Annotated in this window: 8 protein-coding genes; 7 read left to right on the top strand and 1 reads right to left on the bottom strand. The window is 73.5% G+C overall.

Going from position 1 to position 10,829, the window contains the following annotated elements; genetic code table 11:
* The first annotated feature begins 64 nt into the window (after window positions 1–64).
* The 7 genes from C1I97_RS22365 (at window position 65) to C1I97_RS22335 (ending at window position 10,626) form a co-directional block, all read left to right on the top strand.
* Window positions 65–541: a GNAT family N-acetyltransferase gene (locus C1I97_RS22365; protein WP_111004986.1), complete on the top strand. Its 477-nt coding sequence runs from the start codon at window positions 65–67 to the stop codon at window positions 539–541.
* Window positions 542–615: 74 nt separating this feature from the next.
* Window positions 616–3,084: a SpoIIE family protein phosphatase gene (locus C1I97_RS22360; protein WP_309147820.1), complete on the top strand. Its 2,469-nt coding sequence runs from the start codon at window positions 616–618 to the stop codon at window positions 3,082–3,084.
* Between the two features lie 69 nt (window positions 3,085–3,153).
* Window positions 3,154–5,952, top strand: coding sequence for a SpoIIE family protein phosphatase (locus C1I97_RS22355; protein ID WP_111004985.1), 2,799 nt, complete (start codon window positions 3,154–3,156; stop codon window positions 5,950–5,952).
* Window positions 5,953–6,141: 189 nt separating this feature from the next.
* On the top strand, window positions 6,142–7,476 hold the full coding sequence (locus C1I97_RS22350) for a lipase family protein (RefSeq protein ID WP_111004984.1): 1,335 nt from the start codon (window positions 6,142–6,144) through the stop codon (window positions 7,474–7,476).
* A 194-nt stretch (window positions 7,477–7,670) separates the two neighbouring features.
* Window positions 7,671–8,798: a PP2C family protein-serine/threonine phosphatase gene (locus tag C1I97_RS22345; protein WP_111004987.1), complete on the top strand. Its 1,128-nt coding sequence runs from the start codon at window positions 7,671–7,673 to the stop codon at window positions 8,796–8,798.
* 194 nt (window positions 8,799–8,992) lie between these two features.
* A complete protein-coding gene (mgrA, locus tag C1I97_RS22340) occupies window positions 8,993–10,036 on the top strand; it encodes an L-glyceraldehyde 3-phosphate reductase (RefSeq protein WP_111004983.1) in 1,044 nt (347 codons plus the stop codon).
* 113 nt (window positions 10,037–10,149) lie between these two features.
* On the top strand, window positions 10,150–10,626 hold the full coding sequence (locus tag C1I97_RS22335; protein WP_111004982.1) for an SRPBCC family protein: 477 nt from the start codon (window positions 10,150–10,152) through the stop codon (window positions 10,624–10,626).
* Window positions 10,627–10,718: 92 nt separating this feature from the next.
* On the opposite strand, the gene C1I97_RS22330 is transcribed toward C1I97_RS22335, so the two are convergent.
* The gene (locus C1I97_RS22330; RefSeq protein WP_258382685.1) at window positions 10,719–10,826 is read right to left on the bottom strand and encodes a cellulose-binding domain-containing protein; all 108 of its coding nucleotides are present in this window, start codon (window positions 10,824–10,826) and stop codon (window positions 10,719–10,721) included.
* Window positions 10,827–10,829: the final 3 nt, after the last annotated feature.

Raw genomic sequence — 10,829 nt, 5'->3', positions numbered from 1 at the left:
GTCCCGCCCCACGTCGGCACCCCCGGGTGGCTCCGCCCGGAACGCGGCATGTGAGACTGCGCGCATGATTCGCCCCGCGACCCCCGCCGACGTCCCTGTCATCCACACCCTGATCCTCGAGCTCGCCGAGTACGAGAAAGCGCTCGACGAGGTCCGGGCGACGCCCGGGCAACTGGCCGAGGCTCTGTTCGGTGAGCGTCCGGCGGCGTTCGCGCACATGGCGGAGGACCCGGACGGCGAGGTGGTGGGCTTCGCGCTGTGGTTCCTCAACTTCTCCACCTGGCGCGGGGTGCACGGCATCTACCTGGAGGACCTCTACGTCCGCCCGGAGGCCCGCGGCGGCGGGCACGGCCGGGCGCTGCTGACGGAGCTGGCCCGCCTGTGCGTCGCCCGCGGCTACGAACGCCTGGAGTGGTCGGTCCTGAACTGGAACGAGCCGGCGATCGGCTTCTACGAGTCCCTGGGCGCCCGCCCGCAGGACGAGTGGGCGGTGTACCGGCTCACCGACGAGTCGCTGAAGGCGCTGGCGGCAAAGGCGTAGCCGGTCCTCCCCGAAGCGCGCGGCGCCGTCCTCCCCGAGCGGCGGGAGACCGCCGCCGATGGCAGGATGTGCCCGTGGGGGTCCTGCCCGTGGATGGGGACGAAGGCATGGGCGTCAGTGGCGCGGTGAGCGGTACGCACCCGGGCGATCCGTTCGACATCAAGACCTCAGCGGTGGCGATCATCGACGCCGAGGGGCTGATCGCCTACTGGAGCCGAGGCGCCCAGGACCTGCTCGGATACCCGGCCGGTGACGTCGTACGGCGTCCGGCCCGGCTGCTGTGGTCCGGCCGCGACCCGACCACCGTGGTCTCCCGGCTGCGCCGCATCGACCGTGCCGGGGACGCGGTGATCGCCGTCCGTCACCGCGCGGGCCACACCGTCCGGCTCGCCGTCCGCGTGTGCCCGCTGCTCGCCGCGGGCGGCTCGCGCGACTGGCTCGTCCTCGCCTGCGACGCCGCCGACCGGCGCCGGCACGAGTGGTACGAGGCGGTCGCGCAGGGCCTGCTCGAACAGTCCCCCATCGGGGTCGCGGCGCTGGACACCCAGCTGCGGTACCGCTGGGTGAACCGCGCCCTGACCGGCGTGGAGGGGCATCCGGTGGACGCCGCGGGCGGAACGTCCTCGGTCGTGACCCGGCACGCCCGACAGACTCTGGTCTCCGGGCAGTCCCAGGTCACCGTCGAGCACGCGCCGCCCCGGCGCGGCACGTCCGGCCGGCGCGGACCCGCGCGCTCCCGGCTGCGCTCGTTCTTCCCCCTGCGCGACAGCACGGGCCGGACGCTGGGCATCTGCTACGCCGCCCTGGACGTCACCGCCCAGGACCCGTCGCGCGAGCGGCTGGTGCTGCTGAACGCGGCCAGCGAGCACATCGGGACCACGCTGGACCTGCACCGGACGGTCCAGGAGCTGGCGGAGATCGTCGTCCCGCGGGTCGCCGACTTCGTGGCCGTCGACCTCCTGGACGTCGTGCGGACGGAGCAGGGCCCGCCCGCCGCCTCCGCACGCGGTCCGGCCGTGCTGCGGCGCGCGGCCCACCTGTCGGTCCAGAAGGACCGCCCCCAGGTGATCGCCGAAGTCGGCGAGGCCATCCACTACCCCGGCGGGTCTCCGCAGCAGCTCTGCCTGGCCACCGGGAAGGCCAGCCGCCGGGCCGTCGGCCCGTCGACACCCGCGCTCGCCGACGACCCCCTGCGGTGGACGAGGATCAACCGGTTCGGCGTGCACACGCACCTGGTTGTGCCGCTGCGGGCCCGCGGCATCACGATGGGCGTGGTGACCCTGCTGCGCTGGAGGAACCCCGAGGCGTTCACCGAGGACGACCAGCTGCTGGTCGAGGACGTGGTGGCGCGGGCCGCCGTGTGCGTCGACAACGCCCGGCGCTTCGCCCGGGAGCACCAGGCGGCGCTCGCCCTCCAGACCAGCCTGCTGCCGTCCGCCCTGCCCCGGAACAGTGCCGTCGAGGTGGCCTACCGCTATCTGCCGGCCGACGCCGACGCGGGGGTGGGCGGGGACTGGTTCGACGTCATCCCGCTCTCCGGTGCCCGGGTCGCGCTGGTGGTGGGCGACGTGGTCGGCCACGGCCTGCACGCGGCGGCCTCCATGGGGCGGCTGCGGGCCGCCGTACAGACCCTTGCCGACCTGGACCTGCCCCCGGACGAGCTGCTGGCGCACGTCGACGACCTGGTCCTGCGCCTGTCGGACGAGGCGGAAGCGGCCACCGAGGGACCGGTGGCGGTCGGCGCGACCTGCGTGTACGCCGTCTACGACCCGATCGCCGGCACCATGCTCGTGGCCCGGGCCGGGCATCCCAGCCCCGCGATCGCCCATCTGACCGAACCCGTGGAGTTCCCCGACATCCCCGCGGGCCCGCCCTTCGGCCTCGGCGGCCTGCCGTTCGAGTCGGCCGAGATCCCGGTGGAGGAGGGCGGCGTCGTCGCGCTCTACACCGACGGGCTGATCGAGGCCTCGGACCGGGACGTCGACGTCGGCATGGAACGGCTGTGCTTCACCCTGGCCCACCCCGACCGGCCCCTGGAGGAGCTCTGCGACACCATGGTCCGCACCCTGCTGCCGGACCGGCCGCGCGACGACGTCGCCTTCCTCATCGCCCGGACGCACGTGATGAGCGGCGACCGCGTGGCCTCCTGGGACGTGCCCGTCGACCCGTCGGCCGTACACGTGGTGCGCAACGAAGTCAGCCGCCGGCTGTCCCTGTGGGGTTTCGACGAGGCGGCCTTCACCACGGAGCTGATCGTCAGCGAACTGGTCACCAACGCCATCCGGCACGCCCGCGGCCCGATCGGCCTGCGCCTCATCCACGACCGGACCCTGATCTGCGAGGTCTCCGACGGCGGCAACACCTCCCCGCACCTGAGGCGCGCGCGCAGCACGGACGAGGGAGGGCGGGGCCTGTTCCTGGTCGCCCAGCTCGCCCAGCGCTGGGGCACCCGGTACACAAGCTCCGGCAAGACGATCTGGACGGAACAGCCCCTGCCCGGCCACGTCTCCCGGCAGCCGCCGCACGCCTTGCTGGTCCCCTGAGTCACACACCCGGGACCTGCCGGACATACCGGTCGCCCGGCAGGGAAGCGCGGTGTTAGAACTGAAAGCATGGTCGGACGCTCCCACCGGTCCCCGAGGGGCGCGGAACCGCCGGTCAATGACCGGCGGCGAGCCGGCCCGGCCCGCCGCCGTCCGGGGACCCGGGAGGCACGGCGTGCTGCGGGGCGGGGTCTGTCGCCGCCCCGGAGGCTGGGCACGGTCGCCGCGCAGGTCTTCCTGCTGCAGCTGATCGTCGTCCTGGTGCTCGTCGCGGCGGGGGCCACGGCCGTGGTGCTGCAACGGCGGTACGACGGCGAGACCAGCGCCAAGGAGCGGTCACTGGCCGTCGCGGAGGCGTTCGCCCACGCGCCCGGTACGGCGCTCGCCCTGGAGTCGCCCGATCCGGCGGCCCTCCTGCGGATCCCGGCCGAGAAGGCGCAGCTGAACTCCGGCATCGACTACATCTCCGTGCTGAACAGCCAGGGGATCCGCCTGACCGACCCGGAACCGGGGCTGATCGGCACGCCGGCCCAGGAGATCGGCCGGGCCATGTCGGGCAAGACGTTCACCGAGACCTTCCACGGCCGGCCGGCCGACTCCGTGCGTGCGGTGGTGCCTGTCGTCGGCGCGGGCCGGCACGTGGTCGGCATCGTCACCGCGGGCATCGAGATCCAGAACCTGGGCCGGATGCTGAACCAGCAGATCCCGATGGTCCTGGGCGCCGCCGCGCTGGCCGTGGTGCTGGCGACCGCGGGCACCTTCCTCGTCAGCCGGCGGCTGCGCCGCCAGACCCGCGGTCTGGGCCCTGCCGAGATGACCCGCATGTACGAGCACCACGACGCCGTGCTGCACGCGGTGCGCGAGGGCGTGCTGATCACCGACGCCGACGGCCGGGTGCTGCTCGCCAACGACGAGGCCCGCCGGCTGCTGGACCTCCCGGAGGACGCCGACCGGCGGCACGTCACGGAGCTGGGGCTGGGGCCGGACATGACGCGGCTGCTGGAGGCGGGGGAGGTCGTCTCCGACGCGGTGTTCCCGGCCGGGGACCGGCTGCTGGCGGTCAACACCCGGCGCACCGCGCCGTACGGCAGCCCGCCGGGCCTGGTGGCCAGCTTCCGGGACACCACGGAGCTGCGGGCCCTGTCGGGCCGCGCCGAGGTGGCACGGGGACGGCTGACGCTGCTGTACGAGGCCGGGGTGCGGATCGGTACGACGCTCGACGTACGGCGTACCGCTCAGGAGCTCGCCGAGGTGGCGGTCCCGCGGGTGGCGGACGTCGTCACCGTGGAACTGCTGGAGTCCGTGCTGCACGGCGAGGAACCCACCGGGGCGGAGAACCGGATGCGCCGCACCGCGCTGTACGAGGCCGGGGCGCACAACCCGCTGCAGCCGGTGGGCGACCCCATCCGGTTCGTGGTGGCCGACACCCCGATGGGGGCGACGCTGCGGCGCGGCAAGGCGGTGCTGGTGCCGGACCTGCGCGCCGCGCAGGACTGGCGGACCCGGGATCCGGAGGGCGCGCTGCGGGTGCTCGACCACGGCATCCATTCGCTGATCACGGTGCCGCTCAGGGCGCGGGGCGTGATCCTCGGCATGGTCAACTTCTGGCGGGGGGCCGGCTCGGCGCGGTTCGAGGAGGAGGACGTCGCGGTCACCGAGGAGCTGGTGGCCCGTGCGGCCGTCGCGATCGACAACGCGCGCCGGTACTCCCGCGAGCACGCGATGGCCGTGACGCTGCAGCGCAGTCTGCTCCCCCGGGACCTGCCGGAGCAGGACGCGCTGGAGCTGGCCTGGCGGTACCTGCCGGCGCAGTCCGGTGTGGGCGGCGACTGGTTCGACGTCATCCCCCTGCCCGGCTTCCGGGTGGCGCTGGTGGTCGGCGACGTGGTGGGGCACGGGCTGCACGCGGCGGTGACGATGGGCCGGCTGCGGACAGCGGTGCTGAACTTCTCGTCCCTGGACCTGCCTCCGGACGAACTGCTCAGCCATCTGGACGAGATGGTGACGCGGCTGGACACGCAGACGGCGAGCGCCGACGGCGAGGTGTCCCCCGTCACCGGGGCCACCTGCCTGTACGCCGTCTACGATCCGGTGGGCGGGCGCTGCGCCGTCTCCCGGGCGGGGCACCTCGTACCGGCCGTGGTGGACCCCGCGGGACGGGTGACCTTCCCCGATCTTCCCCTGTCGCCGCCACTGGGGGTGGGCGGGCTGCCGTTCGAGACCGGTGAGCTGACCCTGCCGGAGGGCAGCCGGCTGGTGCTGTTCACCGACGGCCTGGTGGAGGACCGCGGACGGGACATCGACGAGGGGCTGGCGATGCTCGGCGCGACCGTCGCGCACCCGGACCGGTCCCCGGAGGAGACCTGCCGGGACCTGACGGCCGCGATGCTGCCGGAGCACCCGAGCGACGACGTGGCGCTGCTCGTCGCCCGGACGCGGCTGCTCGACCCCTCCCGGGTCCGGGCCTGGGACGTGCCGTTCGACGTGTCGGCGGTCTCCCGGGTGCGCACCGAGGTGAGCGGCCGGCTGCGCGACTGGGGGCTGGAGGAGCCCGCGTTCGCCATGGAGCTGGTCCTCAGCGAGCTCCTGACCAACGCCATCCGGTACGGCGCTCCGCCCGTGCGGGTGAGGATCCTGCTGGGCCGCTGTCTGATCTGCGAGGTGTCGGACGGCAGCAGCACCTCGCCGCATCTGCGGCGCGCGGCGACCACCGACGAGGGCGGCCGCGGTCTGTTCCTGGTCTCGCAGTTCGCGGAGCGGTGGGGCACGCGCTATGTGGCGCACGGCAAGGTGATCTGGGCGGAGCTGGGCCTGGGCGGCGCTCCGGAGCCGGACCCCGAGATGCTGCTCGACGCCATGATCTGGTGACCGCACCGGTGCGACATCGCCCCCTGAGAAGCCGGTCTCGTGTGCGGAAAGTGACGGATACACGCCTCCCCTTGGACACCGAGTAACATTACTCAACCGTAACCTCCCGTGCGCTACCGGCGGTAACAGCGGCCCCGTACGTTCACCTTCCATCACTCCTGTACGGCCGCACCCTCAGGAGGTTCCACCATGCCCGCACACAGACGTCTGCTCGCCGCCGCCGTCGCCACCGCCGCCTGCCTCGGCGCCCAGGCGCTTCCGGCCGCCGCGGCCACCGGGCCCGACCAGCCCGGCCAAGTGGTCTCCCGGGGCGTCAGGATCCCCGTCTTCTACAGCCCGCCCGCCGGCCTTCCGGCGGCCGACGGCACCCTGATCCGCAGCGGACCGCTCCCGCTCGCCATCGGCCTGCACGGCCTGCACGGCCCCCTGCCGGGCCGGGCCACGCGCCTGATGTACAAGTCGACCGACTCCACCGGCCGGCCGGTGGCCGTCACCGGCGCCTACGTCGAACCGGCGGCCCGCTGGAGGGGCACCGGGCCGCGCCCCCTGGTCGTCGTCGCACCGGGCACCATGGGGCAGGGCGACCAGTGCGCGGCCTCCCTGGGCCTGGAACGCCCGGTCTCGTTCAACGGCCGCACCGTGTCGGTCGGCTACGAGGACCTGTCGGTCTACCGACTGCTGGCCCGGGGCATCGCCGTGGTGGTCACCGACTACGCCGGCCTGGGCGCCACCGACCGGCTGCACACCTACGTCAACCGCGTCGACGAGGCCCACGCCGTCCTCGATGCGGCCCGCGCCGCCCGCTCCGTCGACGGCGCGTCCGTCACACCGGTCTCCCCCGTCGGCCTGTTCGGCTACAGCCAGGGAGGCGGTGCCGTCGCGGCCGCCGCCGAACTGCAGCCCGACTACGCCCCCGACGTCCCCCTCGCCGGCACCTACGCCGGTGCACCGCCCGCCGACCTGACCGAGGTCACCCGGGCCATCGACGGCAGCGAACTGGCCGGCGCCCTGGGCTGGTCCCTGAACGGCTTCCTGCAGTCCGACCCCGAGCTCAGGCCCCTCGCCGACGCGCACCTCAACAGCGCGGGCAAGGCCGCCCTGGCCGACCTGTCGACCATGTGCGTGGGCGACGCCCTCTTCTCCTACGGCTTCACCAAGAGCACCAAGTGGACCACCGACGGTCGGTCCATCAGCGACGTCGTCCGCTCCACACCCGCGCTCCAGGCCTTCCTCGACAGCCAGCGCATCGGCCGTCTGAAGCCGTCCGGCCCGGTGCGCCTGGCCACCGGCGTCAGCGACAACCTCGTCCCGCACGCCCAGGCGCGGCAGCTCGCCGCCGACTGGTGCGCCAAGGGCGCCGACGTCACGTACAAGGGGCTCGCCCTGCCCGGCCTCGGCAGCGCCCTGATCAACCACTTCGCCCCGCTGCTCGCCGACCAGGGCGCCGCCGTGTCCTGGCTGACCGACCGCCTCGCCGGCGAACCGGCCGTCTCCACCTGCGCGGCGATGCCGTCCCGGTCCTGACACCCACGCACCCGGCCGGGCCGTCCCGCCGTCGGCGGGGCGGCCCCGCCGGCCGGTTCCGCGGGGGCCGGGCGGGGCGCCGGCGCCGGCCGTGGAGCGAGTGGCTGCGTTCGCACGCCGTGCCGCCTCGGTGCACTGTGGTAGGCGTGAGTTCCTGGCAGGCACGTTTCGCCGACCGCACGCAGTCGGGCCACATGCTGCTGCTGATCCCGATCGCGCTCATCGTCATCATCACCGGGTTCGACATCGTGGCGCCGACCGACATCGTGCTCGGCCCGCTGCTGGTGATCGCCCCCGCGATCACCGCGTGGTTCGCGGGGCCGTGGACGACGGGGATCATCGGTGCCGCGGCGGTGGCCGGCCAGGGGTTCGCGGGCTGGCGGCTCGGCCTGCTGACGTCACGGAGCGTGATCGTGCAGATGACCGCTCTCGCGCTGCTCTCCTTGCTGGTCGTGGCCCTGTGCGTGGTCCGCGACCATCGTGCGCGCGAGCTGGCGCAGGTACGGTCGGTGGCCGAGGCCGCTCAGCGGGTGCTGCTGTGGCCCCTGCCGAGCCGGCTGGGTCCCCTGCAGCTCGCCTGTCTGTACCTGTCCGCCGAGGACGAGGCGTCCATCGGCGGCGACCTGTACGCCGCCGCCCGCACCGACAGCGGGGCCCGGGTGATGATCGGGGACGTGCGCGGCAAGGGCCTGCCGGCCATCGGCGAGGCGGCCCTGCTGCTCGGCGCGTTCCGCGAGGCCGCGCACCACCACGCCGCCCTGCCCTCGCTGGCCGCCTCCCTGGAACGGAGCATCACCCGCTACCTCGCCGACTTCGAACCGGAGGAGGAGGCGGGTGAACGTTTCGTCACCGCGCTGCTGCTGGAGATACCGGACGGCGACCCGGTCGTCCGGATGAGCAGCTGCGGCCATGTGGCACCGCTGCTGCTCGGCCCGGACAAGGAGGTCACGGCGCCGGACCTCACCCCCACCCCGCCGCTCGGGGTCGGCCTGACCGAGCCGGACGGCTCCTCCGTCGACGTGCTGCCCTTCGGCCACGGCGACACCCTGCTCCTCTACACCGACGGCGCCGTCGAGGCCCGCGACCGCAACGGCGTCTTCTACCCGCTGGCCGAGCGCATCACCCAGTGGACCGGGAGCTCCCCGGACGCCCTGCTCCACCACGTCCAGCGCGATCTGCTCGCCCACACCGGCGGGCGCCTCAACGACGACGTCGCCCTCATCGCGATCCGCCGCGTCCCCACGCCGTCCGGCCACCGCTTCGGCCGCGGCTCCCCGTCCGGCCCGCCCACCGTGGACACCGGCCCGTCGCCGTTCTCCTGAAGCTCGCGGGCCCAGGGGTGCGAGGCCGGCGGACCCGGCCGCCCCGCCGGATCCGGAAACGCCGGATTCAGAAACGGCGGTGCTGAATCCGATGAGAGGCAACGGTTGGACTTCAGGATCACTCGGGAGCAAGGTGGGGGGCGTCCCCCCGGGCCCGGGGGGCGCCCCGCACCGCACCACCCGGAGATCACCCGATGACCTACGTCGCGGATCCTGAGCGTTACGACGGCACCATGCGCTACCGGCGCACCGGCCGCTCGGGGCTCGACCTGCCCGTCCTGTCCCTGGGCTACTGGCACAACTTCGGCGACAACCGGCCGTTCGAGACCCAGCGCGAGATCGCCCTGCGCGCCTTCGACCTCGGCATCACCCACCACGACCTGGCGAACAACTACGGCCCGCCCTACGGCTCGGCGGAGATCAACTTCGGCCGGCTGATGAAGCAGGACCTCGCGCCGTACCGGGACGAGATGGTGATCTCCACCAAGGCGGGCTGGGACATGTGGCCCGGCCCCTACGGCCAGGGCGGCGGCTCCCGCAAGTACCTGCTCGCCTCGCTCGACCAGTCGCTGCGGCGCATGGGCCTGGACTACGTGGACATCTTCTACTCCCACCGGCTGGACGCGAGCACGCCGCTGGAGGAGACGATGGGCGCGCTGGACACCGCCGTGCGCCAGGGCAAGGCCCTCTACGTCGGCATCTCCTCCTACGACGCCGAGCGCACCCGGCAGGCTGCCGCCATCCTGCGCGAGCTGGGCACCCCGCTGCTGATCCACCAGCCGTCGTACAGCATGGTCAACCGCTGGATCGAGACCGAGGGGCTGCTGGAGACCGCCGAGGAGGAGGGTTTCGGCGTCATCGGTTTCACCGCCCTGGCCCAGGGACTGCTGACCGACCGCTACCTGAACGGCGTCCCCGAGGACTCGCGGGCCGCGCAGGGCACCTCGTTCGACACCGCCTGGCTCTCCGAGGAGATGCTGCGGCGGCTGCGGGCCCTGAACGACATCGCGGCCCGCCGCGGGCAGTCCCTCGCCCAGCTGGCCCTCGCCTGGGCGCTGCGCGACCGGCGCGTCACCTCCCTGGTCATCGGCGCCTCCCGGGTGGAACAGCTGGAACAGAACGTGGCCGCGCTGGAGAACCCGGACTTCAGCGACGAGGAGCTGGCGGAGATCGACAAGTACGCCGCCGACGGCGGCGTCGACCTGTGGCGGGCGGCGCGCACCGGGGAACTCGGCTGACCCACGTCCACCGGTGGTAAACCGGGCATGCCGGGGTACTCGTCGCCACCTGCCGAGATGTCGCGGCGGGGCAGCCGTCCCGCCGCGGCCGGTCAGCGAGACAGGAGGCGCAGATGAGCACGGTCAAGGAAACGGTGGAGGTCGACGTTCCCGTCCACGCCGCCTACAACCAGTGGACGCAGTTCGAGGAGTTCCCGAACTTCATGGAGGGGGTCGAGGAGGTCAGGCAGGTCGACGACCGCCACAACCACTGGACCACCAAGATCGGCGGTGTCAAGCGGGAGTTCGACACCGAGATCGTCGACCAGCTGCCCGACGAGCGCATCACCTGGCGCAGCACCAGCGGCGACACCCGGCAGAAGGGCACGGTCCGCTTCGAGCGCGTGGACGACACGCACACCCGGGTGGAGCTCGTCATGGACGTCGAGCCCAGCGGAGCCGTGGAGAAGGCCGGCGACATGCTGGGCGTGGTCGACCGGCGCGTCAAGGGCGACATGAAGCGCTTCAAGCAGTACATCGAGCAGCGCGGGGGCGAGACCGGAGCCTGGCGGGGCCGTATCCGGCCCGAGGACGCCGGCCCCTCGCTCTGAGTCCCGCCGGACCCGGCCCTCACCGCGCCCCGGCCGCCCCGACGAACGCTTCGGGACGCCGGGGCGCGTTCGCGTCCGTTCAGCCTGTCCGTTCAGCCCCTCTGGCAGACGGTCCCGTTGAGGGCGAACGACGAGGGTGTGCCGGTGTTGCCGGTGTGGGTGGCCTGGAAGCCGAGGGTGGTGGAGGCCCCGGGGGCCAGGGC

It is taken from the genome of Streptomyces sp. NTH33 (assembly GCF_003236365.1).
GTDB lineage: Bacteria > Actinomycetota > Actinomycetes > Streptomycetales > Streptomycetaceae > Streptomyces.
Note: the sequence above shows the minus strand (reverse complement) of the source record. Positions and strands in the feature narration are given on the sequence as shown.

Coding starts and splice junctions, on each gene's coding strand:
- C1I97_RS22335 (WP_111004982.1), top strand. CDS start 10,150: ATGAGCACGGTCAAGGAAACGGTGGAGGTCGACGTTCCCGTCCACGCC.
- C1I97_RS22350 (WP_111004984.1), top strand. CDS start 6,142: ATGCCCGCACACAGACGTCTGCTCGCCGCCGCCGTCGCCACCGCCGCC.
- C1I97_RS22355 (WP_111004985.1), top strand. CDS start 3,154: ATGGTCGGACGCTCCCACCGGTCCCCGAGGGGCGCGGAACCGCCGGTC.
- mgrA (WP_111004983.1), top strand. CDS start 8,993: ATGACCTACGTCGCGGATCCTGAGCGTTACGACGGCACCATGCGCTAC.
- C1I97_RS22365 (WP_111004986.1), top strand. CDS start 65: ATGATTCGCCCCGCGACCCCCGCCGACGTCCCTGTCATCCACACCCTG.
- C1I97_RS22345 (WP_111004987.1), top strand. CDS start 7,671: ATGCTGCTGCTGATCCCGATCGCGCTCATCGTCATCATCACCGGGTTC.